Origin of the sequence: Enterobacter chuandaensis (assembly GCF_003594915.1) — a bacterium.
Lineage (GTDB): Bacteria > Pseudomonadota > Gammaproteobacteria > Enterobacterales > Enterobacteriaceae > Enterobacter > Enterobacter chuandaensis.
In genome coordinates this window covers 138557-163163 of sequence record NZ_QZCS01000009.1, presented here as the reverse complement: position 1 = coordinate 163163, position 24607 = coordinate 138557, and the positions used below count along the sequence as shown (strand labels likewise).

The 24607-nt window shown below is 58.7% G+C and carries 22 protein-coding genes; 9 read left to right on the top strand and 13 right to left on the bottom strand.

Annotation, left to right across the window (positions count from 1 at the left end):
* Nucleotides 1-27: 27 nt before the first annotated feature.
* The 5 genes from D5066_RS15420 to D5066_RS15400 all read right to left on the bottom strand — a co-directional run bounded on the left by D5066_RS15420 (nucleotide 28) and on the right by D5066_RS15400 (nucleotide 4123).
* A complete protein-coding gene (locus tag D5066_RS15420) occupies nucleotides 28-396 on the bottom strand; it encodes a DUF1090 domain-containing protein (protein ID WP_080328278.1) in 369 nt (122 codons plus the stop codon).
* A 143-nt stretch (nucleotides 397-539) separates the two neighbouring features.
* Nucleotides 540-923, bottom strand: a complete 384-nt coding sequence (mzrA, locus tag D5066_RS15415; RefSeq protein ID WP_080328277.1) for an EnvZ/OmpR regulon moderator MzrA — start codon at nucleotides 921-923, stop codon at nucleotides 540-542.
* A gap of 2 nt (nucleotides 924-925) precedes the next feature.
* Nucleotides 926-1588, bottom strand: coding sequence for a DedA family general envelope maintenance protein YqjA (yqjA, locus tag D5066_RS15410; RefSeq protein ID WP_045286330.1), 663 nt, complete (start codon nucleotides 1586-1588; stop codon nucleotides 926-928).
* Nucleotides 1589-1932: 344 nt separating this feature from the next.
* Nucleotides 1933-2709, bottom strand: a complete 777-nt coding sequence (gene exuR, locus D5066_RS15405; protein WP_080328276.1) for a transcriptional regulator ExuR — start codon at nucleotides 2707-2709, stop codon at nucleotides 1933-1935.
* Nucleotides 2710-2824: 115 nt separating this feature from the next.
* Nucleotides 2825-4123: an MFS transporter gene (locus tag D5066_RS15400; RefSeq protein ID WP_080328275.1), complete on the bottom strand. Its 1299-nt coding sequence runs from the start codon at nucleotides 4121-4123 to the stop codon at nucleotides 2825-2827.
* A 476-nt stretch (nucleotides 4124-4599) separates the two neighbouring features.
* On the opposite strand from D5066_RS15400, the gene uxaC reads away from it, so the two are divergent.
* Entirely contained in the window at nucleotides 4600-6012 is a 1413-nt protein-coding gene (gene uxaC, locus D5066_RS15395) for a glucuronate isomerase (RefSeq protein WP_119916454.1), read from the top strand.
* A 17-nt stretch (nucleotides 6013-6029) separates the two neighbouring features.
* A complete protein-coding gene (locus D5066_RS15390) occupies nucleotides 6030-7517 on the top strand; it encodes a UxaA family hydrolase (RefSeq protein ID WP_119916453.1) in 1488 nt (495 codons plus the stop codon).
* An 86-nt stretch (nucleotides 7518-7603) separates the two neighbouring features.
* Here the strand turns inward: D5066_RS15390 and sstT are convergent, their stop codons facing one another.
* From sstT to D5066_RS15370, 4 genes are all read right to left on the bottom strand, one after another.
* On the bottom strand, nucleotides 7604-8845 hold the full coding sequence (sstT, locus tag D5066_RS15385; RefSeq protein WP_119916452.1) for a serine/threonine transporter SstT: 1242 nt from the start codon (nucleotides 8843-8845) through the stop codon (nucleotides 7604-7606).
* Nucleotides 8846-9064: 219 nt separating this feature from the next.
* Complete coding sequence (locus D5066_RS15380) at nucleotides 9065-10033, bottom strand: TerC family protein (protein ID WP_119916451.1); 969 nt, start codon at nucleotides 10031-10033, stop codon at nucleotides 9065-9067.
* 251 nt (nucleotides 10034-10284) lie between these two features.
* A complete protein-coding gene (locus D5066_RS15375; RefSeq protein ID WP_119916450.1) occupies nucleotides 10285-11283 on the bottom strand; it encodes a Gfo/Idh/MocA family protein in 999 nt (332 codons plus the stop codon).
* 70 nt (nucleotides 11284-11353) lie between these two features.
* A complete protein-coding gene (locus tag D5066_RS15370; RefSeq protein ID WP_119916449.1) occupies nucleotides 11354-11857 on the bottom strand; it encodes a YgjP-like metallopeptidase domain-containing protein in 504 nt (167 codons plus the stop codon).
* Between the two features lie 83 nt (nucleotides 11858-11940).
* Here D5066_RS15370 and rlmG point away from each other — a divergent pair, with 83 nt between their 5' ends.
* Complete coding sequence (gene rlmG / locus D5066_RS15365; protein WP_119916448.1) at nucleotides 11941-13077, top strand: 23S rRNA (guanine(1835)-N(2))-methyltransferase RlmG; 1137 nt, start codon at nucleotides 11941-11943, stop codon at nucleotides 13075-13077.
* Between the two features lie 82 nt (nucleotides 13078-13159).
* Here the strand turns inward: rlmG and D5066_RS15360 are convergent, their stop codons facing one another.
* The 3 genes from D5066_RS15360 to lsrR all read right to left on the bottom strand — a co-directional run bounded on the left by D5066_RS15360 (nucleotide 13160) and on the right by lsrR (nucleotide 17913).
* On the bottom strand, nucleotides 13160-15181 hold the full coding sequence (locus D5066_RS15360; protein ID WP_119916447.1) for an NADPH-dependent 2,4-dienoyl-CoA reductase: 2022 nt from the start codon (nucleotides 15179-15181) through the stop codon (nucleotides 13160-13162).
* 142 nt (nucleotides 15182-15323) lie between these two features.
* Complete coding sequence (lsrK, locus tag D5066_RS15355) at nucleotides 15324-16910, bottom strand: autoinducer-2 kinase (RefSeq protein ID WP_119916446.1); 1587 nt, start codon at nucleotides 16908-16910, stop codon at nucleotides 15324-15326.
* Nucleotides 16911-16944: 34 nt separating this feature from the next.
* Nucleotides 16945-17913 carry a transcriptional regulator LsrR gene (gene lsrR / locus D5066_RS15350; RefSeq protein WP_010435856.1) on the bottom strand — a complete coding sequence of 323 codons (969 nt, stop codon included), beginning with the start codon at nucleotides 17911-17913 and terminating at the stop codon, nucleotides 16945-16947.
* A gap of 215 nt (nucleotides 17914-18128) precedes the next feature.
* Here lsrR and lsrA point away from each other — a divergent pair, with 215 nt between their 5' ends.
* From lsrA to lsrG, 6 genes are read left to right on the top strand one after another with little or no spacing between them, the layout of a single operon-like run.
* Nucleotides 18129-19616, top strand: a complete 1488-nt coding sequence (gene lsrA, locus D5066_RS15345) for an autoinducer 2 ABC transporter ATP-binding protein LsrA (RefSeq protein WP_119916445.1) — start codon at nucleotides 18129-18131, stop codon at nucleotides 19614-19616.
* Nucleotides 19613-20644, top strand: a complete 1032-nt coding sequence (gene lsrC, locus D5066_RS15340) for an autoinducer 2 ABC transporter permease LsrC (RefSeq protein WP_119916444.1) — start codon at nucleotides 19613-19615, stop codon at nucleotides 20642-20644. The genes lsrA and lsrC overlap by 4 nt, the downstream gene beginning before the upstream one ends.
* Entirely contained in the window at nucleotides 20645-21622 is a 978-nt protein-coding gene (gene lsrD / locus D5066_RS15335) for an autoinducer 2 ABC transporter permease LsrD (RefSeq protein WP_119916443.1), read from the top strand.
* Between the two features lies 1 nt (nucleotide 21623).
* Nucleotides 21624-22625, top strand: a complete 1002-nt coding sequence (gene lsrB / locus D5066_RS15330; RefSeq protein ID WP_119916442.1) for an autoinducer 2 ABC transporter substrate-binding protein LsrB — start codon at nucleotides 21624-21626, stop codon at nucleotides 22623-22625.
* A gap of 12 nt (nucleotides 22626-22637) precedes the next feature.
* On the top strand, nucleotides 22638-23525 hold the full coding sequence (lsrF, locus tag D5066_RS15325; protein WP_119916441.1) for a 3-hydroxy-5-phosphonooxypentane-2,4-dione thiolase: 888 nt from the start codon (nucleotides 22638-22640) through the stop codon (nucleotides 23523-23525).
* On the top strand, nucleotides 23522-23815 hold the full coding sequence (gene lsrG, locus D5066_RS15320; RefSeq protein ID WP_013098845.1) for a (4S)-4-hydroxy-5-phosphonooxypentane-2,3-dione isomerase: 294 nt from the start codon (nucleotides 23522-23524) through the stop codon (nucleotides 23813-23815). The genes lsrF and lsrG overlap by 4 nt, the downstream gene beginning before the upstream one ends.
* An 82-nt stretch (nucleotides 23816-23897) precedes the next feature.
* On the opposite strand, the gene D5066_RS15315 is transcribed toward lsrG, so the two are convergent.
* Nucleotides 23898-24587, bottom strand: a complete 690-nt coding sequence (locus D5066_RS15315) for a B3/B4 domain-containing protein (protein WP_119916440.1) — start codon at nucleotides 24585-24587, stop codon at nucleotides 23898-23900.
* Nucleotides 24588-24607 lie beyond the last annotated feature (20 nt).

Below are 24607 nucleotides of genomic sequence, written 5' to 3'. Positions count from 1 at the left end.
TTCTCTCCTGTTGAGATTTCCGTTAACTCAATAATCGCGAGCTTCCAGCGCTTTCAGGTCGTCCTGCGCCTCTTTCAACTTCTTCTCGCGCTTAGCAATTTTTTCCGCATCCCCTTTCTCTTTCGCTTCCTGCAGGTCGTGACGGCGCTCGGCTATCTCGTCCTTCTGTTCAGCGATCTTCTTCTGATGGTCAGCACGTAGCTTGCTGTCTGAACAGTTCGCCTTCACTTCGCTCAGCGCTTTTTTAAGACCATCAACACGGTGCTGATTGTTATGCTTTTCGGCATAACCGATCTCACGCTGAATATCCTGTTCTTTCTCCTGACAGAGAGAGTTTGCGAAGGACGCAGTGCTTAAAGAAAAAAGGGCCAAAGCCAGAGTCATGCGGAATTTCATTATCGAAACCTTCCATTGTGTTGCGGCGTAAGCCGCTATCCAAAATTATGCGGAGTACATTCGAGGGGTGCTCCGCGTACTTAAGCATAGTAAGTAAACGGGGGATTCACCAAAGTGAGTGAAAAGATTCGGAATCCTGGTAATTATCCAAACCGACGCGACGTATCGCGAATCAATGACAACCACGCGGCTGGCGGGTTGTCATCTTCCTGCAGGGCAATGATATAGCCGTGCGGCAGCGTACGGTCAAGAACCGCTTTCGCGGCAGCGCTCTGCGCACGGGAATCAAACTTGATCAGTAAAACATCGTCCTGCGGGGTAATGCTTTTAAAGCGGATTCCGTTTGCATCCAGATGATGCCAGACGGAAAAACCGTCAGGCACACCACTCCCCTGGTTTACCGGACGAATGGCAAGCGTAGCATCCTGATGCGAAAGCGTATTCCAGGCCAGCAGTACGGCGCTGAGCATCACCAGTGCAATAAAGGCACAGGCAAAGCGGCGCATGGCGAGCGGTGAGATAACCATCGTTAACCTCGCGCTCCGTATTTTTTCTTCCACAGCACAACCAGAGAACCAATCAGGCCGAAGACCAGCAGAACAACAGGCAGCAGCATCAGGCAGGACATCAGCTGATCTTCATACTTCATGAAGACCGGCGTTTTACCCAGCGCATAGCCCAGCGTCGTCAGGATCAGAACCCATAACAGACCGCTCATCCAGTTGAAGAACTGAAAGCGTGTGCTGCTCAGCCCGGAAAGTCCGGCAATGGTCGGCAGCAGGGTGCGGACAAAGGCGATAAAGCGCCCAATCAGCAGCGCAGAAAGCCCATGCTTATGGAAAAGGTGGTGCGCCCGCTGGTGATAGTGTGCAGGCAAATGAGAAAGCCAGTTCTGGACGATCCGGGTATTACCGAGCCATCTTCCCTGGATATAACTCACCCAGCAGCCAAGGCTGGCCGCGACGGTCAGTAATAAAATGGTCTGTGGGAACGCCATAGCGCCTTTGGCACACAAAACGCCGACAAGCACCAGCAAACTGTCTCCTGGTAAGAAGGCCGCAGGCAGCAAACCATTCTCAAGGAACAGGATCATAAACAGGACGAAGTAGAGCATGCCAATCATGGAAGGGTTGGCCAGCGTTTCAAAATCCTGCGCCCAGAGGGCATGCAGCAGTTGAGTCAAAAGTTCCATTCAGTGTTCCTGGAAATCGGTTAACGTCACGCCTGTTAGCCGGGACAAACAGCACGGCGACATTGTTGTGATTTCATTATGGTCGCTCGCGGACACATTGCGGTGTGGCCAACACTGTTCCCTGTTAATTGGCTGGTTAGCAAGCACTAACTTACAAAATAACGAAGTGAATCCAATTGTAACAAAGCCCAACGTTCTGCGTCACAGAATTTGCGGGGTAAAATGATTTTGGCGGAAGCTATGGAGGGGAGCGAGAGATTTTACAAAGGCTGACACTATATATGTTTTGCTTACCCACTTATGCTGGAAGGCGCAATGAAGCGCCTGCCAGGCAGTAAGGCCAGTTATTTTGCGGCACTCGAGGCTGTATCGAGATGAACGACAGGATTATCAGCAAAAAGATAGCGGTCAGCGTTAAATTCAAAGTCGTCGCTGGTTTCATTGAACAGCATCTGTTTGGTGTTTTCCAGGTGTTGCCACATAGCCAGCTTCGCAGCGTGAGGGTCTTTACGAATCAGTGCCTTAAGGATTTGATCGTGGTCGTCACACCAGTTGTCCACGGTACGGGAATCGATATGGTCGTGCAGTTTTTTCCAGTACGGGTTATGAACGCGCTGAGTCCACATTTTCTCCACGATTGCTGCCAGCGCCGTATTCTGGGTTGCCAGGGCGACCTGAACGTGAAACTGCAGATCCCACTCTGAATCGCGGAAACATTTTTCCTTGCGGGCATTCTCCTGAATTTCCATCAATTTCATGATGTCCTGCTTGGTCACCTGCGTGGCCGCAAATTCCGCAATATTACTTTCGATCAGCTGGCGAGCCTGGAGCAGCTCAAACGGACCGTAGCTGGCGAATTCCAGACTTTCGTCCGCCACCGGAGAGTGTTTCGGCTGATTTGAAATCACATGAATGCCCGAACCTTTACGAACCTCAACGTAGCCTTCCACTTCCAGCATGATTATCGCTTCGCGTACCACGGTGCGGCTTACGCTTTTTTCATCCGCGATAAAGCGCTCGGCGGGCAGTTTATCACCGACAAGATAGACCCCTTGCTCAATGCGATCTTTCAGCTCGGCAGCAAGTTGTTGATATAAACGACGTGGTTCGGTGATTTCCATATGCGCTCCAGGCAGGGTACGGCAGATGATTTGTTATACCACTTTCGCGGGCTACTCTCCAGATTTTGCCATTAAAAAAGCCGCCCGGAGGCGGCTTCAGTGAAACGCATTTTCGCTAACTCTGCGTTGCCGGTTTTCCGAGGGACTCTTTTGCCAGCTCCTCCGCCGATTTGCTCTTCAGCACCGTCCAGATAACCACCGCGCCCATCAGGTCGAAGATTGCCAGCACTGCGAACAGCGGGCTGAAGCCGATAGTATCCGCCAGCGCGCCGACTACCAGGGCAAACATGGTGCTTGCGGTCCAGGCGGCCATCCCGGTCAGGCCGTTTGCCGTTGCCACTTCGTTACGACCAAATACGTCAGAGGAGAGCGTAATCAGCGCGCCGGACAGGGACTGGTGAGCGAAGCCACCGATGCACAGCAGGGCGATAGCCACGTACGGGCTGGTGAACAGGCCGATCATGCCCGGGCCAATCATCAGCAACGCGCCCATGGTGACGACCATTTTACGGGAGACAATCAGGTTCACACCAAACCAGCGCTGGAACAGCGGTGGCAGGTAACCGCCCACGATACAGCCCAGGTCAGCGAACAGCATCGGCATCCAGGCGAACATCGCGATCTCTTTCAGGTTAAAGCCGTAGACTTTGAACATGAACAGTGGGATCCACGCGTTAAAGGTACCCCAGGCCGGTTCTGCCAGGAAACGCGGCAGGGCGATCCCCCAGAACTGACGAGTCCCCAGGATCTGCCAGACGGACATCTTCTTGCCATTGTTGGTCTGATGCTGCGCTTCCTGACCACCAATGATGTATTCGCGTTCTTCTTCGGAGAGTTTTTTCTGATCGCGCGGGTGTTTATAGAAAATCAGCCACGCCATTGCCCAGGCAAAGCTCAGTACGCCAGAGATGATGAACGCCATCTGCCAGCTGTGCATCACGATAGCCCACACCACCAGCGGTGGCGCAATCATGGCACCGATAGACGAGCCCACGTTGAAGTAACCGACCGCAATGGAGCGCTCTTTTGCCGGGAACCACTCGGAACTGGCTTTCAGGCCCGCCGGGATCATTGCGGCTTCTGCCGCACCGACCGCGCCACGCGCCAGCGCCAGGCCGCCCCAGCTGCCTGCCAGCGCCGTAGCACCGCAGAACACTGCCCAGGCGATGGCGAAGAAGGCATAGCCGATTTTGGTACCAAGAATATCAAGAACATAACCTGCAACAGGCTGCATGACGGTGTAAGCGGCAGAATACGCCGCGATGATGTAAGAGTATTGCTGCGTGGAGATATGCAGCTCTTCCATCAATGTCGGCGCCGCGGCTGCCACGGTGTTACGTGTCAGGTAGCCCAGCACGGTGCCTAACGTCACCAGTGCGATCATATACCAACGTAACCCTTTAATTTTACGCATCTAAAACCTCATCGTTATGTTATTTCCGCGCCAGAGCACGTCAACCTCTCAACCGTTGCCGGGAGCAGTTGTGTAACGGGAGGGGCGTAACCGGAAGACTCTCCCGGAACGGCCCGAACCTTGCCATAAGTAAGCGTGCATAAGTCGGTATCCGTACCGTTAAATCTGGTGTATCTGACACCAGGAATGCATTCCGTCGGCTTATAGTTTGCGACGGCGAAAAGATAACTTGTCATACAACTTTAAAAGGTGAGTGACATCACAAATGTATGATTCTTTGTGGGGACATTATTCTTTGCGTGTGAAGCCAGTGCTGGCGCGGCCTGTAGAAGGGTTTACCCCGTTCTGGGTAATTTTTTTGTCGACGTTTATTGATCTGACTCACGAAAAAAACTTCGGTCAGTAGAAATTGGTGTGATAACTTTGCAGCATATGAACATACGCTTTCTGACGCTCCCGTAATGAGGAAGACGATAATGACGCCGTTTATGACCGACGATTTTCTGTTAGATACCGAATTTGCCCGCCGCCTGTACCACGACTACGCAAAAGATCAGCCGATTTTCGACTACCACTGCCACTTACCCCCGCAGCAGGTTGCCGAAAATTACCGTTTCAAAAACTTGTATGATATCTGGCTGAAGGGTGACCACTACAAATGGCGCGCGATGCGCACCAACGGTGTGGCCGAGCGCCTGTGTACCGGCGACGCCACCGACCGCGAGAAGTTTGACGCCTGGGCGGCCACCGTTCCGCACACCATCGGCAACCCGCTTTACCACTGGACGCACCTCGAACTGCGCCGTCCGTTTGGCATCACCGGCAAGCTGCTGTCTCCGGCCACGGCGGATGAGATCTGGAACCAGTGCAATGAACTGCTGGCGCAGGATCAGTTTTCCGCGCGCGGCATCATGAAGCAGATGAACGTGAAGATGGTGGGCACCACCGACGACCCGATTGACTCCCTGGAGCATCACGCCGTTGTCGCCAAAGACTCCTCTTTTGACATTAAAGTGCTGCCAAGCTGGCGCCCTGACAAGGCCTTCAACATTGAGCAGGCCACCTTTACCGACTATATGGCGAAGCTGGCGGAAGTGTCCGATACCGATATTCGTCGCTTCGCCGATCTGCAAACCGCACTGACCAAACGCCTGGATCACTTTGCGGCGCACGGCTGTAAAGTCTCCGACCACGCTCTGGACGTCGTTCTGTTTGCGGAATCAAACGAAGCGGAACTGGACAGCATCCTGGCGCGTCGTCTTTCCGGTGAATCGCTTAGCGAACATGAAGTAGCACAGTTCAAAACCGCGGTGCTGGTGTTCCTCGGCGCGGAATACGCCCGTCGCGGCTGGGTACAGCAGTACCACATCGGCGCGCTGCGCAATAACAACCAGCGCCAGTTCAAACTGCTGGGCGCGGACGTGGGCTTTGACTCGATCAACGACCGCCCGCTGGCGGAAGAGCTGTCCAGACTGCTGAGCAAACAGAACGAACAAAACCTGCTGCCAAAAACCATCCTCTACTGCCTGAACCCGCGCGATAACGAAGTGCTGGGCACCATGGTCGGCAACTTCCAGGGCGAAGGGATGCCGGGCAAGATGCAGTTTGGATCCGGCTGGTGGTTCAACGATCAGAAAGACGGCATGGAACGTCAGATGACGCAGCTGGCGCAGCTCGGCCTGCTGAGCCGCTTTGTCGGTATGCTGACCGACAGCCGCAGCTTCCTGTCCTATACCCGCCATGAATACTTCCGCCGCATTCTGTGCCAGATGATTGGCCGCTGGGTGCACGCGGGCGAAGCGCCAGCGGATATCCAGCTGCTGGGCGAAATGGTGAAAAACATCTGCTTTAACAATGCGCGTGACTACTTCGCCATTGAACTGAACTAAGGCCGTCTGAGGTTGATATGCAATACATCAAAATCCATTCGCTGGATAACGTTGCCGTCGCGCTGGCAGATTTAACCGAAGGCACGGAAGTGACCTTCGACAACCAGTCGGTCACGTTGCGCCAGGCCATTGGACGTGGACACAAGTTTGCCCTGATCCCCATTGCGAAAGGGGAGAACGTGGTGAAGTACGGTTTGCCCATCGGCCATGCGCTGGCGGATATTGCGCCGGGTGAATATATTCATTCCCACAACACCCGCACTAATCTGAGCGATCTGGACGAGTACAGCTATCAACCTGATTTACAGGCAGAAGAAGGGCAGGCGGCGGATCGCGAAGTGCAGATCTACCGCCGCGCCAGCGGTGAGGTGGGGATCCGCAACGAGCTGTGGATCCTCCCGACCGTAGGCTGCGTGAACGGGATTGCGCGTCAGATCCAGACGCGTTTCCTGAAAGAGACCAACGATGCCGAAGGTACTGATGGCGTGCATTTGTTCAGCCACACCTACGGCTGCTCGCAGCTCGGTGACGACCACATCAATACCCGCACCATGCTGCAAAACATGGTGCGTCACCCGAACGCGGGCGCGGTGCTGGTGATTGGCCTGGGCTGCGAGAACAATCAGGTGGACGCCTTCCGCGACACGCTGGGCGAGTTCGATCCTGAGCGCGTGCATTTTATGGTGTGTCAGCATCAGGACGACGAAGTGGAAGCGGGCGTTGAGCAGCTTCATCAGCTGTATGACGTGATGCGCCACGACAGGCGCGAGCCGGGCAAGCTGAGCGAGCTGAAGTTTGGTCTGGAGTGCGGCGGGTCTGATGGCCTGTCCGGCATTACCGCTAACCCGATGCTGGGCCGTTTCTCGGACTACGTGATTGCCAACGGCGGCACCACGGTGCTGACCGAAGTGCCGGAAATGTTCGGCGCGGAACGTATTCTGATGAGCCACTGCCGCGACGAAGAGACGTTTGAGAAAACCGTCACCATGGTGAACGACTTCAAACAGTACTTCATTGCCCATAATCAGCCGATTTATGAGAACCCGTCGCCGGGCAACAAGGCGGGCGGGATCACCACGCTGGAAGAGAAATCCCTCGGCTGCACCCAGAAAGCGGGCGCAAGCCAGGTGGTGGACGTTCTGCGCTACGGCGAACGCCTGAAAACCCACGGTCTGAACCTGCTGAGCGCACCGGGCAACGATGCGGTCGCCACCAGCGCGCTGGCGGGGGCGGGCTGTCACATGGTGCTGTTCAGTACCGGGCGCGGTACGCCGTACGGCGGGTTTGTGCCGACGGTGAAAATCGCCACCAACAGCGAGCTGGCGGCGAAGAAAAAGCACTGGATCGACTTTGATGCGGGCCAGCTGATCCACGGTAAAGCGATGCCGCAGCTGCTGAGCGAATTTGTGGACACGATTGTGGAATTTGCCAACGGCAGGCAGACCTGCAACGAGAAGAACGACTTCCGCGAGCTGGCGATCTTTAAGAGTGGTGTGACGCTTTAAGTGCTTTGTCGGGTGGCGCTAGCGCTTACCCGACCTACTGAACCCTGTAGGCCCGGTAAGGCGTAGCCGCCACCGGGCTTTTCTTTTTAACTGCGCAGGGCATTCTTCGCTAAACGCGCGTCTTCCGCCTGACAGGCCGCTGCGGTAAACAGCACGTCGGTAGAGGAGTTCAGCGCGGTTTCGCAGGAGTCCTGCAGCACGCCGATGATAAAGCCAACGGCCACAACCTGCATCGCGACTTCGTTCGGGATGCCAAACATATTGCACGCCAGCGGGATCAGCAGCAGCGAGCCGCCCGCCACGCCGGATGCGCCACAGGCACACAGCGACGCCACCACGCTCAGCAGCAGCGCGGTTGGCAGATCCACCGGAATGCCCAGCGTATGCACCGCCGCCAGGGTCAGCACGGTGATGGTGATCGCCGCGCCCGCCATGTTGACGGTCGCGCCCAGCGGAATCGACACGGAATAGGTATCGCGGTCCAGGTTCAGCTTCTCCGCCAGCGCCATGTTCACCGGAATGTTCGCCGCCGAGCTGCGGGTGAAGAAGGCATACACGCCGCTCTCGCGCAGGCAGGTCAGCACCAGCGGGTACGGGTTGCGGCGGATCTGCCAGAACACCAGCAGCGGGTTAATCACCAGCGCCACCAGCAGCATACAGCCGACCAGGACGACCAGCAGCTGCGCGTAGCCCCACAGCGCGTCGAAACCGGTGGTTGCCAGCGTCGAAGAAACCAGACCAAAGATACCGATTGGCGCAAAGCGAATCACCAGCTTCACCATAAAGGTGACGGCGTTCGACATATCGTTCACCAGATTTTTCGTGGTCTCGTTGCCATGACGCAGCGCGAAGCCCAGACCAATCGCCCAGACGAGAATGCCAATGTAATTTCCGCTCATCAGTGCGGTGACAGGGTTAGAGACCATGCTCATCAGCAGACCGCGCAGCACTTCTACAATGCCGGATGGCGGCGTGATATCGCCGGCGGCGCTGGTCAGGTGCAGCGTGGACGGGAACAGGAAGCTAAACACCACAGCCGTTAAGGCAGCAGAGAAGGTTCCCAGAAGATACAGGAACAGAATTGGGCGAATGTTGGTTTTTTGTCCGTGCTGGTGGTTGGCAATCGACGCCATCACCAGCATCAGCACCAGTACCGGTGCGACGGCTTTCAGCGCGCCAACGAAAAGGGTGCCGAGCAGTCCCGTTGCTTCCGCGGCAGGTTTTGACACCATCGCCAGCAGAATACCCAGTACCAACCCGACCAGAATTTGTTTTACAAGGCTGCCCTGCGCCAGGCGCGCGAACAGACCGCGTGATTGTGTGCTCATACGTTATTCCTGAGTGAAATTGCGTTCCATCCTGGATGTGCTCTAAGTCACATTTGTGTCCGGATGTAAGTATTTGTTTGCCTGGTTGAGTATCAGGGAAAGCAGCGAAAGGCGGAAGCGTAAAATGCTGGATTTTACGTGTCACATCATATTTTTTAACTATTGTGTCACAAAAGTGTGTCCACCCTCTCCCTGAGGGAGAGGGCCGGGGTGAGGGGATTACTCCACCTGCTGCTTCTTATCGTGCTGGCGGTTAACCCAGGTATTGATAATCAGCGTCACCAACAGAATGCCAAACACCACGCCGAGCGAAATGGCGATCGGGATGTGGTAGAAATCGACGATCAGCATCTTGATACCGATAAATACCAGGATCACCGACAGGCCGTACTTCAGCATCGAGAAGCGCTCTGCCGCGCCTGCCAGCAGGAAATACATGGCACGCAGACCGAGGATCGCAAACAGGTTAGAGGTCAGCACGATGAACGGGTCAGTCGTCACCGCAAAGATTGCCGGGATGCTGTCCACCGCGAAAATCACGTCGCTTAGTTCGACCAGAATCAGCACCAGCAGCAGCGGGGTGGCAAACAGCAGGCCGTTCTTGCGCACGAAGAAGTGCTCGCTTTCGATCTTGTCCGTCATACGCAGATGGCCGCGGATCCACTTCACCAGTGGCTTATCGCCGATACCGGTGTCGTCTTCTTTCGCCAGCGCCATCTTGACCCCGGTGAACAGCAGGAACGCGCCAAAGACATACAGCAGCCATTCGAACTGGGTAATCAGCCAGCTGCCGGCGAAGATCATGATGGTACGCAGGACAATGGCACCCAGCACGCCGTATACCAGCACGCGTCGCTGCAGGGCTGCAGGTACGGCAAAATAGCTGAACAGCATCAGCCAGACGAAGACGTTATCAACCGCCAGGGCTTTTTCAATCAGATAACCGGTGAGGAAGGCGAGCGCCTGAGGGTCGGCCACCGCACGGCCTTCGGTCGAGGCCAGATACCACCAGAAAACGGCGCAGAAAAGGAGTGAGAGGCTAACCCAGACCAGCGACCAGACGGCGGCCTGCTTAACGCTCATGCCGTGCTCGCCGCGACGACCCTGCAAAAAGAGGTCGATCGCCAGCATGATGAGCACGACAACCGCGAATCCGCCCCACAGCATTGGAGTGCCGACAGAATGCATACTATTTTCCTTACACATAAAAAACAAAAACGGCCATGGTCAGAAGACGATAGCCGTTAGCTTTTTATGCATAGACCTCGCCTTCCGGCAAGGTCTCACTTACAACCACGAAGGTTGCCCGGCGACCGGATGCGGTTTTGCACGCATCGTAATGACGATCCACCGGCGAAGAAGTTACTCCCCTTTGCAGGTAACAAAATATGTCAGACCATCGGTTTCGTCAATGGTCTGCGCCGTTTCATTACACAGCTTTACGCGATCGCTTCCGCGCCTACGCCGTCTGCCGGGAACACCACGCCGGTCTGGCGGCGGATCTCCGTCTGCAGCTTCGCCGTGGTGCGGCTCACCGCAAGTCCTGGGTGATTCACTTCATTGTCCTCGACCAGACGGGCGAATACCTCTGCCTCATAGAGCATAGTGTTAATATGCTGAGGCTGCGTCAGCTCCTGCGCTTTACCGCCGCGCGGCACGAAGCTTACCTTCTGGCATTCGGAGATTTTCTCAATGACCAGCGAGCCCGCTTCGCCCTGAATTTCGCTCGGCAGCACGGAATCGCTCACCTTGGAGTGCTGCAGGGTGACGCTGAAATTACCGTAGTCCAGCACCACGACACCGTGCGCATCCACGCCGCTCTCCAGCAGGCTGGCGGTGGCCGTGACGTCGTGCGGCTCGCCCCACAGGGCCACGGCAGAGGCGAGGCAGTAAAAACCGATATCCATAATCGAGCCGTTCGAGAAGGCCGGGTTAAAGGTATTTGGGTTCTCGCCGTCGAGATAGCGCTGGTAGCGCGACGAGTACTGGCAGTAGTTGATAAAGGCTTTACGCACTTTGCCAATTTTCGGCAGGGACTGCTGCAGCAGAAGGAAATTCGGCAGGCTGGCGGTTTTGAACGCTTCGAACAGCACCACCTGATTTTCGCGGGCAAGCGCAATGGCTGCTTCCACTTCTTCTATGTTAGAGGCCAGCGGCTTCTCGCAAATTACATGCTTTTTGTGGCTGAGAAACAGCTTTGTCTGCGGGAAGTGCAGGGAGTTCGGGCTGGCGATATACACCGCGTCAATGGCGTCGCTTTGCGCCATCTCGTCGAGAGAGGTAAAGAGATGCTCAACGAGGTAGTCGTTGGCAAAACTCTGCGCCTGCTCAAGGCTGCGGGAATAGACTGCGGTAAGTTTTAGTTTGCCGGTTTCGTGGGCGGCGTCGACGAACTGGCGGGTGATCCAGTTCGTTCCAATGACTGCGAAACGTATCATAAACGTTTACGTACTCCGTAGCGGGGAACCTATAGCCACTGTAGCACGTCATCATGACAATTCGCGTGCGCTACTGCGCATTACTCTTTAACGATAAATGCGTCAGCCACAGGCGGGTATCAAACTCCAGCTGGTGATACTGCGGCTCCATGTGGCAGCACAGGGAATAGAACGCTTTGTCGTGCTCTTTCTCTTTCAGGTGCGCCAGCTCATGGACTACGATCATCCGCAGAAAGGCTTCCGGCGCGTTACGGAAAACCGTCGCCACGCGGATCTCCGCCTTAGCCTTCAGCTTGCCGCCCTGCACGCGGGAGATGGCGGTGTGCAGGCCGAGCGCGTTTTTCAGCACGTGGATCTTGTTGTCGTACATCACCTTGTTGATCGGCGGCGCGCTCTTCAGATATCGGCTTTTCAGATCCTGCGTATACTGCCAGAGGGCCTTATCGGTCGCGAAATCGTGCGTGCCGGGGTAGCGTTTTTCCAGCACCGCGCCGAGCCTCTGCTCGGCAATCAGGCTGCGAACCTGAGTCAGTAAATGCTCCGGATAGCCCTGGAGATAAGTAAGTTGGTTCATCAAAAGCCCAAATTAATGCGAAAACGGGTATACTCACGCACCCTTTTCAGGGATACGCCAAATTTTACCATTCAGGAGGGCCGATGAGCCACTTAGACAACGGTTTCCGTTCACTCAACCTTAAACGTTTCCCGGAAACGGACGACGTTAACCCGCTTCAGGCGTGGGAAGCGGCAGATGAATATCTGCTGCAGCAGTTGGATGAGACTGAAATCCGCGGCCCGGTTTTGATCCTGAATGACGCGTTTGGCGCGCTGGGCTGTGCCCTGGCGGAACACGCGCCTTACAGCATCGGCGATTCCTACCTGAGTGAGCTGGCGACGCGTGAAAACCTGCGCCATAACGATATCGACGAGTCCAGCGTGAAGTTCCTCGACAGCACCGCGGACTATCCGCAGGCGCCGGGCGTAGTTCTGATTAAAGTACCAAAAACCATGGCGCTGCTGGAGCAGCAGCTGCGCGCGCTGCGTAAGGTCGTGACGCCGGAAACCCGCATCATCGCGGGTGCCAAAGCGCGCGATATTCACACTTCGACGCTGGAGCTGTTCGAGAAGGTCCTCGGCCCGACCACTACCACGCTGGCCTGGAAAAAAGCGCGCCTGATTAACTGCACCTTCAGTGCACCGGAACTGGCCGATGCGCCAGAGACCCTGAGCTGGAAGCTGGAAGGCACAGACTGGACCATCCACAACCATGCAAACGTCTTCTCCCGCACCGGTCTGGATATCGGGGCGCGTTTCTTTATGGAACATCTGCCGGAAAATCTGGAAGGGGAAATCGTCGATCTGGGCTGCGGCAACGGCGTGATTGGCCTGACGCTGCTGGCGAAGAACCCGGACGCCAGCGTGGTGTTCAGCGACGAGTCGCCAATGGCGGTGGCCTCCAGCCGTCTGAACGTGGAAACCAACATGCCGGAAGCGGTGGATCGCTGCGAGTTTATGATCAACAACGCGCTGTCGGGCGTTGAGCCGTTCCGCTTCAACGCCGTGTTCTGCAACCCGCCGTTCCACCAGAAGCACGCCCTGACGGATAACGTCGCGTGGGAGATGTTCCACCACGCGCGCCGCTGCCTGAAAATCAACGGCGAGCTGTACATCGTGGCGAACCGCCACCTGGACTACTTCCACAAGCTGAAGAAGATTTTCGGCAACTGCGTCACCATTGCCACCAATAACAAGTTCGTGGTGCTGAAATCGGTGAAGCTGGGACGTCGTCGTTAAGATTGTTTTGCCTGGCGGCGCTTCGCTTGCGCAGGCCTACGGTTTTGTAGGCCCGGTAAGCGCAGCGCCACCGGGCGAGAAATCAAATCGCTAATGCCAATGTTGTCCCCTGCGCAATGGCCCGCCGCGCATCCAGCTCCATCGCCACGTCGCACCCGCCGATCAAATGCACCGTTTTCCCCGCCTCGCGCAGCGGATCGGCCAGATCCCGCTTTGGCTCCTGCCCGGCACATAAAATCACATGATCCACGCGCAGCAATTGCGGCTCGCCGCCGATCGTGACGTGCAAACCCTCGTCGTCGATCTTCTGATAGCTCACCGCCGGGATCATCTTCACCCCGCGCGAGAGCAGGGTGGCGCGGTGGATCCAGCCCGTGGTTTTGCCCAGCCCTTCGCCCGGCTTGCTGGCCTTACGCTGGAGCATCACGATCTGGCGCGGGCTTTGCGGCAGCTGCGGCCCTTCCGGCCGTAATCCGCCGGACTGGTTCAGGCTGGTGTCGATACCCCATTCCACGCAAAACTCGGCAATGTTCTGGCTGGTGGCCTCGCCCGGCTGGCTTAAGTACATGGCGGTATCAAAGCCGATCCCGCCGCAGCCGATAATCGCCACCTTCTCGCCAACCGGCGCTTTGTCTCTTAATATATCCAGATAGCTCAATACCTTCGGATGATCGATGCCCTCGATCGCAGGCGTGCGCGGGGCGATCCCACTCGCCAGGATAACCTCGTCGAAATCGATCAGATCCGCCGCGCTGACAAACTGGTTAAGCCGCAAATCAACACCCGTCAGGTCGATCATCCGGCGGTAGTAGCGCAGCGTTTCATAGAACTCCTCTTTACCGGGGATCTGTTTGGCGATATTAAACTGCCCGCCGATCTCACCGGCGGCATCAAACAGCGTCACGCTGTGCCCGCGGGAAGCGGCATTCACCGCAAATGCCAGCCCAGCAGGGCCAGCGCCCACCACGGCCAGGCGTTTTTTTGTCGCAGCAGGTACGACCGGCATTTTGGTTTCATGGCAGGCGCGCGGGTTAACGAGGCAAGAGGTGACCTTGCCGACGAAGATCTGATCCAGACAGGCCTGGTTACAGCCGATGCAGGTGTTGATCTCATCCGCGCGGCCGCTTTGCGCTTTGGAGAGCAGTTCGGCATCCGCGAGGAACGGGCGCGCCATCGAGACCATATCGGCATCGCCGCGTGAAATCACATCGTCCGCCACCTGCGGATCGTTAATGCGGTTGGTTGTGACCAGCGGAACAGACACTTTGCCCTTCAGCTTGCGCGTCACCCAGCTGAACGCCGCGCGCGGCACCGGCGTGGCGATGGTCGGGATGCGCGCCTCGTGCCAGCCAATCCCGGTGTTGATAATCGTGGCGCCTGCGGTTTCAATCGCCTGCGCCAGCTGCACGGTTTCGTCAAACGTGCCGCCGCCTTCCACGAGGTCGAGCATCGACAGGCGGAAGATGATAATAAAATCCGTGCCCGTACGTTCGCGCACCGCGCGCACCACTTCCACGGCAAAGCGCATCCGGCGGGCATAGTCGCCGCCCCATTCGTCGTCGCGCTGGTTGGTACGGGCGGCGAGGAACTCGTTAATCAGATAGCCTTCAGAGCCCATAACCTCTACGCCGTCGTAACCCGCCTCACGCGCCAGCGCGGCGCAGCGGGCAAAATCGTCGATCAGCGCCTGGATCTCGTCGTGGCTGAGGGCGTGAGGGGTAAAGCGGTTAATCGGCGCCTGAATAGCCGATGGCGCAACCAGCTTTGGCTGATAGCTGTAGCGCCCGGTATGCAGAATTTGCAGGGCGATTTTGCCGCCTTCGTTATGCACCGCGTCCGTGACAATGCGGTGGTGCGGCAGCTGTGACGCATCGTTCAGGACCGCGCCGCCCTCCATGCCCACGCCGGAAGGCGCCGGGGCCACGCCGCCGGTGACGATCAGCGCCACCCCGTGGCGTGCGCGCTCGGCGTAGAAGGCTGCCAGACGCTCGGCCCCGTCCGGATGCTCCTCCAGCCCGGTGTGCATCGAGCCCATCAACACACGGTTTTTGAGGGTGGTGAACCCCAGATCGAGCGGGGCGAATAACGACGGGTAGCGGCTCATAGTCTCTTCCAGTGTAAAATTATTGTTATGTGGTCGGATGAGTTACTAATTTAGCCAGCGGCAGAAGAAAGGTAAAAGCGGGATCGAATGATTGTGATAGATCTCAAAGAACTTCCCCTCATCCCTGTGGGGAAGGAGAGGGTTAGGGTGAGGGGCGTGTGTCGCGCATCAGCCCCGGTGCCTGCCACATCGACGTCGTCAGCCCGCTGTCCACCAGCCCAAGCTGGTCGGCGTACACCGCCTGCCATTTCTGCATCATGCCGTCATACAGCTCGCGGTGCTGCGGGTTCGGCGTGAACTCGCGGCTCCACTTCACCAGCCGTTCGCCCGTCGAGGCCATATCGGCAAACAGCCCCGCGCCCGTACCTGCGGCAATCACGCAGCCGAGCGCCGTGGCCTCTTTCACTTCCGGCACGCGCACCGGCAGGCCGGTAACGTCGCTTAAGATCTGGCTCCACAGCGCCCCTTTCGAACCGCCTCCGGCAAACACCAGGCTTTCAAACGTCACGCCGGAGAAGCGCGAGATCTGCGCCAGGTTGCAGGCCGAGACGATCGCCGCATTCTCCTCCAGGGCGCGGAACAGCGTCGCTTTGTTGCACTTTTCCGGATCGATGGAGAGGTTAATAAATGACGGTGCGGCGTGGTACCACTGCTTAAAATGCATCGCGTCGGAGAAGATCGGCATCACCCCGTGGGAGCCTGCCGGTACGCGACTCGCCATCTCTTCCAGCAGGGAGTAGGTGTCCATCCCCATCCGTTCGGCAATCAGCTTTTCCTCCGCGCAAAAGGCGTCGCGGAACCAGCGCATGGTCAGCCCTGTGAAAAAGCTGATCGACTCCGCCTGCGCCATGCCGGGAATAACGTGCGGGTTCACGCGGATGTTCATCTCGGGGTCGGTGCGCACCTGCGGCAGGTTTACGACCTGCTGCCAGAAGGTGCCGCCCAGCACCGCCGTTTGCCCGGCGCGAACCACACCCAGCCCCAGACAGCCCAGCTGCACGTCGCCGCCGCCCATCACCACCGGGGTGCCTTCGCGCAGGCCGCTCTGCTGTGCGGCCTCTCTGGTAATCGCGCCCAGCACGGTGCCGGTCTCTTTCACCGGGGAGAGGATATCGGCGCGCAGCCCGGCCATGTCGAGCAGCGCCGGACGCCAGTCGCGGGAAAACAGATCCAGCATGCCGGTGGTGCCCGCGTTAGACGGATCGACCGCCAGCTCGCCGGAGAGCTTCGCCGCCAGCCAGTCGCTGATCATGGTGATGGTGGCGGCTTTACGATAAATATCCGGACGATGGTGTGCCAGCCATAGCAGGCGAGGCATCGCGCTCAAGGCCAGCGTCTGGCCGGAAACCTCATACACCTCGGATTCAAAACGATAGTCGTGGATCTCTTTGAGTTCGGCCACCTCGCGGCTGGCGCGGGCATCGACGTTGGCGCAGGCCCAGATGGCTTCGCCGTTGCGGTCGTACAGCACAATCCCTTCGCGCATCGAGCAGCAGGCGACGGACTGAATATCCGCCGCGCTCAGGCGCGCACGCTCCAGCGCCTGATGAATGCACCGGCAGGCCAGCTGCCAGTTGGTGTCGAGGTCGAACTCCATCGACCCCGGCACGTTCTCCACGCTCAGGTGCTTCCACTCGGCCTGGCCGACGGCAATCTGATTGCCCTGTAAATCGAAAATAACGGCGCGAACGCTGCCTGTCCCTGCATCTAACGCTAAAAGGTAACTCATGAGCTTGCCTCGTTGTTAGCGCAGGGCAACCCCGTTACGTCAGGGCCAGCACCGCGCGGGCTGTCGTCTCTTCCGTCACCAGGCCATTGATACGACGACCTTTCAGTGCGGCATAAATCGCATCGGCTTTCTCTTCCCCTCCGGCCACGCCAACGATGGTGGGCAGCTGCGCCAGTTCATCGAGCGTGACGCCCAGCAGTTCTTTATGGATCTCCAGCTCCTCAACGCACTCGCCTTCGGCATTAAGGAAATAGCCGAGAATGTCGCCGACCGCCCCTTTGCGGGCGTACATCAGCTGTTCACCTTCGCTGATATAGCCGGAGCGCAAAATCGTCGCGTCACGGCGCTGGTTCACCGAACCAATGCCGACAACCGCCACGTCGGCGGCGGTGGCCGCGAGGATCACGTCCCGCACGCTGGTTTCGCGTTTTAAGATCCCGGCCACTTCAGCGGAAGACACGCGAAGCGGGGCGGGGATCATGCTGACGCTGCAGGCCGCGTCCAGCTGGCCGATACCGGTCATATACGGCCCGACGCCGCCGGAGAGCGTCACCAGGCGGATCTGCTGCGAGCTGATAAAGCCGCTTAAGTGCTGCAGGCTGCTCATGGTGGTTTCACCAAATCCCACCGCCAGCAGCTGGCCGGGTTCCAGCACGCCCATCAGCGACTGCGCCGCGCCAATGCCCAGCCGCACATTCATCGGCGGGGTATTGAGGGCGGGCATCACGCGCACCAGCTTCAGGCCAAAGCGCTGCTGTAGCTCGGTTTCCAGCGCCAGACAGCCCTCGTAGCGGGAGTTGATCTGCACGCGGATCACCCCGGACTGACGACCCTTCTCCAGCAGGCGGGAGATTTTCAGGCGCGGCAGCCCGAGCCGCTCGCCGATGTCGTTCTGGGTTAATCCGTCGTGGTAATAACACCAGGCCACGCGCGCCACCAGCTCCTCTTCCGCCAGTGCCAGCCCGGCAAACCGTCCTTCTTCCGCAGTGCGTTTATCGCTCATAGTTGAACTCTTATAAAAATTTAGATCATATGTTCGTGATGACGCGAAGGGAAAGTGTGAGCCACGCGACAAAACGGATCTTTTCGATCGTTTCTGGTTTATCTGTATCTCAATCGATAAAACTGTGATCCCTGCACGGTTGTAAATATAGTTCACCGTCTACGCTTTTGAACATTATTAAATCTAAAAATCATTTGTTCAATAGCGGAGCGATGATGACACCACTTCTCGACGCGCGGAATATCAGCAAGCAGTTCTCAGGCGTGCCGGTTCTGAAAGGCATTGATTTCACGCTGCTTGCGGGGCAGGTACACGCGCTGATGGGCGGTAACGGTGCGGGAAAATCGACGCTGATGAAGATCATCGCCGGGGTGGAAACGCCGGACAGCGGTGAACTTTCGGTTGCGGGGGACTCTTTTGCACGGCTCACGCCCGCGCAGGCGCATAAGCTCGGCATTTACCTGGTGCCGCAGGAGCCGCTGCTGTTCCCCAACCTGACGGTGCGGGAAAACATCCTGTTCCGCCTGCCGCGCGAACGCGATCTGGAAAAGCGGCTGGCGGAGAAACTCCAGCAGCTGCAGTGTCAGCTTAACCTCGACGCCGCAGCCAGCACCCTGGAGGTGGCGGATCAGCAGATGGTGGAGATCCTCCGCGGGCTGATGCGCAATGCCAGGATCCTGATCCTCGACGAACCCACGGCCTCCCTCACGCCGGGTGAAACCGAGCGGCTGTTCCGCCAGATCCGCGCCCTGCAGGATCTGGGCGTCGGCATCGTCTTTATCTCGCATAAATTGCCGGAGATCCGCCAGCTGGCAAGCCACGTCTCGGTGATGCGCGACGGCGCGGTAGTGCTGAGCGGCGAAACCGCGCAGTTTGACGATAACGCCCTGATTGCCGCCATGACGCCGGTGAGCCGGGAGAAAGGCTTAAGCGATGCACAAAAACTGTGGCTGGCGCTGCCGGGCAACAGGCGCACCCAGGCGCAGGATTTCCCGGTGCTGCGGGTGGAAGATCTCACCGGGGAGGGGTTTATCGATCTTAGCCTTGAAATCTACGCCGGGGAGATCGTCGGCCTGGCCGGACTGGTGGGATCCGGGCGCACCGAGTTTGCGGAAACGCTCTACGGCCTGCGTCCGGTGCGCGGTGGCCGGGTCTGGCTGGAAAACCAGGAGATCACCGGCGATCCGGTCAGTTCACGCCTGGAGAAAGGGCTGGTCTACCTGCCGGAAGACAGGCAGGTATCTGGCCTGTTCCTCGACGCGCCGATCCGCTGGAACACTGTGGCGCTGAACGAGCCGTCCCTCTGGCAGCAGCGCAAGCGGGAGTCTGCGGTGGTGGAGCGTTATCACCGGGCGCTGGGGATCAAGCTCAACTATGCGGATCAACCCGTACGCACGCTCTCCGGCGGCAACCAGCAGAAGGTGCTGCTGGCGCGCTGCCTCGAGGCCAACCCTTTACTGCTGATCGTCGATGAACCGACGCGTGGCGTGGACGTCTCGGCGCGCGCCGATATCTACCAGCTGATAAAAAGCGTGGCGGCACAGAACGTGGCGGTGCTGATGATCTCAAGCGATCTCGACGAGTTCCCGGGCCTGGCAGACCGCGTGCTGGTGATGCATCAGGGCGTGCTCAGCGGCGAGCTGCCGCGCCACGCCGTCAGCCTCGACAGGATGATGGCGCTGGCATTCGGAGGGCAATCATGAAGACCTTGCTGAAAAACCGCGAGCTGAGCGCGTTTCTCGCCATTCTGGCGCTGTTCGCCGTGCTGGTGGCGCTGAACCCATCCTACCTGAGTTTACAGACGCTGGGGATGATCTTCGCCAGCGCGCAGATCCTGATCCTGCTGGCCATCGGCGCGGCGCTGGTGATGCTGACCCGCAATATCGACGTGTCCGTCGGCTCCATCGTCGGGCTGTCCGCTATCGCTGTCGGCGTGGCGCTTAATAGCGGCTACAGCCTGCCGGTTTCCATTCTCTTCGCGCTGTCGACTGGGGCGCTGGCCGGGGCGTTTAACGGGTTTCTGGTTGTCGCGCTGCGCATTCCGGCAATAGTCGCCACCCTCGGCACGCTGGGGCTGTACCGCGGGGCGATGCTGCTCTGGACGGGCGGAAAGTGGATTGAGGGGCTGCCGCCGGGGCTGAAATCCCTCTCTGAGCCTGCTGCCGTCGGGATATCGCCGCTCGGCATGCTGGTATTAATTATCGCCGTCGTTGGCGCATGGACGCTGTCGCGCACCGCGTTCGGGCGGGATTTCTATGCGGTGGGGGATAACCTCGCCGCCGCGCGCCAGCTGGGCGTGGCGGTGAACCGCACCCGCATGATTGCCTTTACCCTGAACGGCCTGCTGGCAGCCTGCGCCGGGATTGTCTTTGCCGCGCAGATTGGCTTTGTGCCCAACCAGACCGGCAGCGGGCTGGAGATGAAGGCCATCGCCGCCTGCGTGCTCGGCGGTATTTCGCTGCTGGGCGGCACCGGCACGCTGATTGGTGCTCTGCTGGGGGCGTTCTTCCTGACCCAAATCGACACCGTGCTGGTGCTGTTCAGGCTCCCGGCGTGGTGGAACGACTTTATCGCCGGGCTGGTGCTGCTGGGCGTTTTGGTGCTCGACGGGCGCCTGCGCCAGGCGCTGGCACGCCATCAGCGGGCGCTGAAGTATGGCCGCTTCCAGCCGGGCAACAGAGGGGGAAAGCACGTCACCCCGTTTCCCAAACGCAAAAAAGAGGTGGCGTAAATGAGACTTAACTGGGAAGGCGCGCTGCTCATTTTACTGGTGCTGGAGATCCTGCTCTTTGGCGCCATCAACCCGCGCATGCTCGACGTCAACATGCTGCTGTTCAGCACCAGCGACTTCATCTGCATCGGCATTGTGGCGCTGCCGCTGACGCTGGTCATCATCAGCGGCGGGATCGACATCTCCCTCGGCTCGACAATTGGCCTGTGCGCCATCGCGCTGGGCGTGATGATGCAGGCGGGGTGGCCGATGGCGGTCGCCGTTCCGCTGACGCTGCTGCTCGGCCTGCTGTGCGGATTATTTAATGCCGCGCTTATTCACTATACCGGCATTAGCCCGCTGGTGATCACCCTCGGCACGCTCTACCTCTACGGCGGCGGCGCGCTGCTGCTCTCCGGCATGGCGGGGGCGACGGGCTATGAGGGCATCGGTGGCTTCCCGGACAGCTTCACGGCGTTCGCTAACCTCACGGTGTTGGGCCTGCCGATCCCGCTGGTTTTGTTCGCGGTGATTACGTTTTTCTTCTGGCTGATTACCCACCGCGGGCGCTTTGGCCGTCATCTGTTTTTAATCGGCCAGAACCCGCGCGCGGCGCGCTATGCGGCGCTGTCGGTGAACGGCATGCCCTACGCGCTGTACGGGCTGGTGGGCGTGGCCTCGGCGATTGCCGCGCTGGTGATGGTCTCTTATTTCGGCTCCGCGCGTTCGGATCTGGGGCGCGATTTACTGATGCCCGCGCTCACCGCCGCCGTGCTCGGCGGGGCCAATATCTACGGCGGGTCAGGCTCGGTTGTTGGTACGGCGCTGGCGGCGCTGCTGGTGGGCTACCTGCAGCAGGGTTTACAGATGGTCGGCATCCCTAACCAGGTGTCGAGCGCGCTGTCAGGGGCGCTGCTGGTTGTGGTGGTGATGGGACGTTCGCTAAGTCTGCACCGCGAATGGGTGCGATCTCTCTTTAGAAAACTATCCGGAGCGTAAGATGAAAACAAAACTGCTCGTCCTGACAATGGCCCTCAGCTTCGCCTCGGCGCAGGCGGCGGACCGCATTGCCTTTATCCCGAAGCTGGTAGGCGTGGGCTTTTTCACCAGCGGCGGCAACGGCGCGAAAGAGGCGGGGAAAGATCTCGGCGTGGATGTGACCTACGACGGCCCGACCGAGCCGAGCGTCTCCGGCCAGGTGCAGCTCATCAATAACTTCGTTAACCAGGGCTATAACGCCATTATCGTCTCCGCCGTGTCGCCGGACGGCCTCTGCCCGGCGCTGAAGCGCGCGATGCAGCGAGGCGTCAAGGTTCTGACCTGGGACTCCGACACCAAACCGGAGTGCCGCAGCATCTACATCAACCAGGGAACGCCGGAGCAGCTCGGCGGCCTGCTGGTGGAGATGGCGGGCAAACAGGTCACCAAACCAGATGCCAAAGTGGCGTTCTTCTACTCCAGCCCGACCGTCACCGACCAGAACCAGTGGGTGAAAGAGGCGAAAGCCAAAATCGAGAAAGATCACCCTCAGTGGCAGATCGTCACCACCCAGTTTGGCTATAACGACGCCACCAAATCCCTGCAAACCGCCGAAGGGATCTTAAAAGCGTATCCGGATCTGAATGCGATCATCGCGCCGGACGCCAACGCGCTGCCTGCCGCGGCGCAGGCGGCGGAAAACCTGAAGCGGGAAGGGGTGGCGATTGTCGGCTTCAGCACGCCGAACGTGATGCGCCCGTACGTTGAGCGCGGCACGGTGAAAGCCTTCGGCCTGTGGGACGTGGTGCAACAGGGCAAAATTGCGGTCAATGTCGCCGATCGCCTGCTGAAAAAAGGCGATCTTAACGTCGGCGACAGCGTGGACGTCAAAGACATCGGCGCGCTGAAGGTCGAGCCGAACAGCGTGCAGGGCTACCAGTACGAGGCGAAGGGCAACGGCATCGTGCTGCTGCCGGAGCGCGTGGTGTTCACCAAAGAGAACATCAGCAAATACGATTTCTGACGGGGGGAGCAAATGGCTGATTTAGACGACATCAAAGACGGCAAAGATTTTGGCATCGGTACGCCGCAGGTTAACGCGCCGTACACCCTGAAGGGCTGCGGCTCGCTGGACTGGGGCATGCAGTCCAGGCTTTCGCGCATCTTCAACCCGCAGAGCAACCGCACGGTGATGCTGGCCTTTGACCACGGCTACTTTCAGGGGCCGACCACCGGCCTTGAGCGTATCGACCTCTCCATCGCGCCGCTGTTTGGTGAAACCGACGTACTGATGTGCACCCGCGGCATCCTCAGGAGCCAGGTGCCAGCTGCGACAAACAAACCGGTGGTGCTGCGCGCCTCCGGCGGTAACTCGATTCTGGGGGAGCTGTCGAACGAATGTGTGGCGGTGGCGATGGAGGATGCCCTGCGCCTGAACGTCTGCGCGGTGGCGGCGCAGGTGTACATAGGCAGCGAGTTTGAGCATCAGTCGATCAACAACATCATCAAGCTGGTGGACGCAGGGGCTCGCTACGGCATGCCGACGCTGGCGGTGACGGGCGTCGGCAAGGAGATGGCTCGCGACGCGCGCTACTTCTCGCTCGCCAGCCGCATCGCCGCCGAAATGGGGGCGCAGTTCGTCAAAACCTACTACGTGGACGAGGGATTTGAAAAAGTGACCGCCAGCTGTCCGGTGCCGATAGTGATCGCCGGGGGCAAAAAGCTGCCGGAGCACGAGGCGCTGGAGATGTGCTGGCGCGCGATCGACCAGGGTGCATCCGGCGTGGACATGGGGCGCAATATCTTCCAGTCCAGTGCGCCGCTCGCCATGCTGAAGGCGGTGAAGAAAGTGGTTCATGAGAACTGGAACGCCCGCGATGCGTTCCAGTTCTGGCAGGAAGAGAAACAGGGAGAAGCAAAATGAACGTGACGCTGGTGGAGATCAACATCAAGCCCGAGCGGGTGGACGAGTTTCTGGAGGTGTTCCGCGCCAACCACGAGGGGGCGATTCAGGAGCCGGGAAACCTGCGCTTTGACGTATTGCAGGATCCGCGTGTGAAAACGCGGTTCTTTATCTACGAGGCCTATAAGGACGAAGAGGCGGTGCTGGCGCATAAGAAAACGCCGCACTACCTGGCGTGTGTGGATAAGCTCGAAGAGCTGATGTCAGAGCCGCGTAAGAAACGCAGTTTTGTGGGGCTGTTGCCGGAGTAGCGGCCATGCCGGGTGGCGCTAATGCTTATCCGGCCTACCGCACCCCGTAGGCCCGGTAAGCGTTAGCGCCACCGGGCGTTGTTCAGGCCAGCTCCATCAGTTGAACCTGAGCCGTGGCACCCGGCATCAGCCGCTGCAGGTTATTAACTAACTCCTCTCCTGCTTCTTCCAGCGCCGCAAGCGGCATCGACGGCAGACTTTCAAGAATAAACCACATAGATTGCGCCTGGCTGTCCAGACGAGTACGCACCCCTTGTCGCCAGTTCCAGCGGCGGCAGGTGACGCCGAGATCGTCGCGCCAGATAACCTCGCCCGGTTCCGGATGTTCTATCACCGGCTGTCCCTCTTTATAGGTATCAAACGGCTCGCTGCCGTCGGCCAGCGTCAGGCGCGGTGCACCCGAGTACGCCGCGAGATTTTCCCCACCCACCGGAATGGCGTAGCGAATACTCACCGCGTTATAGATATCCACGACCGGATCCAGCGATGGCAGCGAACCGTCTTTCTGTACCCGCTTGCGCAGGGCCGCGGCGGAACAGGGCGTGCGTTTTGGTTTCGCGCCGAAGGCTTTAAATACCTCATCCCAGTCTGAAAGGTGTGCAGCAGCCCATGGCACATCATCATTAAGCATCTGCTGGCAGGCCTGCGCCAGCGCGGCAGTTGCCACCTCCGGGTGGGTAATCGGCGCAGCTTCAACCAGAATGCTCAGCGCCCGAAAGCCTGGGGCAATCCCGGCAAGACGCGAATCTATTGACGGCGTAACGAGAGACATAAATAATCCTGTATTGACTG

Excerpts from the sequence above, each read along its gene's own strand:
- D5066_RS15420 (WP_080328278.1), bottom strand. The coding sequence starts at position 396 with ATGAAATTCCGCATGACTCTGGCTTTGGCCCTTTTTTCTTTAAGCACT.
- lsrA (WP_119916445.1), top strand. The coding sequence starts at position 18,129 with ATGACACCACTTCTCGACGCGCGGAATATCAGCAAGCAGTTCTCAGGC.
- exuR (WP_080328276.1), bottom strand. The coding sequence starts at position 2,709 with ATGGAAATCACCGAACCACGTCGTTTATATCAACAACTTGCTGCCGAG.
- yqjA (WP_045286330.1), bottom strand. The coding sequence starts at position 1,588 with ATGGAACTTTTGACTCAACTGCTGCATGCCCTCTGGGCGCAGGATTTT.
- lsrK (WP_119916446.1), bottom strand. The coding sequence starts at position 16,910 with ATGAGTTACCTTTTAGCGTTAGATGCAGGGACAGGCAGCGTTCGCGCC.
- sstT (WP_119916452.1), bottom strand. The coding sequence starts at position 8,845 with ATGAGCACACAATCACGCGGTCTGTTCGCGCGCCTGGCGCAGGGCAGC.
- lsrD (WP_119916443.1), top strand. The coding sequence starts at position 20,645 with ATGAGACTTAACTGGGAAGGCGCGCTGCTCATTTTACTGGTGCTGGAG.
- mzrA (WP_080328277.1), bottom strand. The coding sequence starts at position 923 with ATGGTTATCTCACCGCTCGCCATGCGCCGCTTTGCCTGTGCCTTTATT.
- D5066_RS15375 (WP_119916450.1), bottom strand. The coding sequence starts at position 11,283 with ATGATACGTTTCGCAGTCATTGGAACGAACTGGATCACCCGCCAGTTC.
- D5066_RS15370 (WP_119916449.1), bottom strand. The coding sequence starts at position 11,857 with ATGAACCAACTTACTTATCTCCAGGGCTATCCGGAGCATTTACTGACT.
- lsrG (WP_013098845.1), top strand. The coding sequence starts at position 23,522 with ATGAACGTGACGCTGGTGGAGATCAACATCAAGCCCGAGCGGGTGGAC.
- lsrC (WP_119916444.1), top strand. The coding sequence starts at position 19,613 with ATGAAGACCTTGCTGAAAAACCGCGAGCTGAGCGCGTTTCTCGCCATT.
- uxaC (WP_119916454.1), top strand. The coding sequence starts at position 4,600 with ATGACGCCGTTTATGACCGACGATTTTCTGTTAGATACCGAATTTGCC.
- D5066_RS15400 (WP_080328275.1), bottom strand. The coding sequence starts at position 4,123 with ATGCGTAAAATTAAAGGGTTACGTTGGTATATGATCGCACTGGTGACG.
- rlmG (WP_119916448.1), top strand. The coding sequence starts at position 11,941 with ATGAGCCACTTAGACAACGGTTTCCGTTCACTCAACCTTAAACGTTTC.
- D5066_RS15380 (WP_119916451.1), bottom strand. The coding sequence starts at position 10,033 with ATGCATTCTGTCGGCACTCCAATGCTGTGGGGCGGATTCGCGGTTGTC.
- D5066_RS15360 (WP_119916447.1), bottom strand. The coding sequence starts at position 15,181 with ATGAGCCGCTACCCGTCGTTATTCGCCCCGCTCGATCTGGGGTTCACC.
- lsrR (WP_010435856.1), bottom strand. The coding sequence starts at position 17,913 with ATGAGCGATAAACGCACTGCGGAAGAAGGACGGTTTGCCGGGCTGGCA.
- D5066_RS15390 (WP_119916453.1), top strand. The coding sequence starts at position 6,030 with ATGCAATACATCAAAATCCATTCGCTGGATAACGTTGCCGTCGCGCTG.
- lsrF (WP_119916441.1), top strand. The coding sequence starts at position 22,638 with ATGGCTGATTTAGACGACATCAAAGACGGCAAAGATTTTGGCATCGGT.
- D5066_RS15315 (WP_119916440.1), bottom strand. The coding sequence starts at position 24,587 with ATGTCTCTCGTTACGCCGTCAATAGATTCGCGTCTTGCCGGGATTGCC.
- lsrB (WP_119916442.1), top strand. The coding sequence starts at position 21,624 with ATGAAAACAAAACTGCTCGTCCTGACAATGGCCCTCAGCTTCGCCTCG.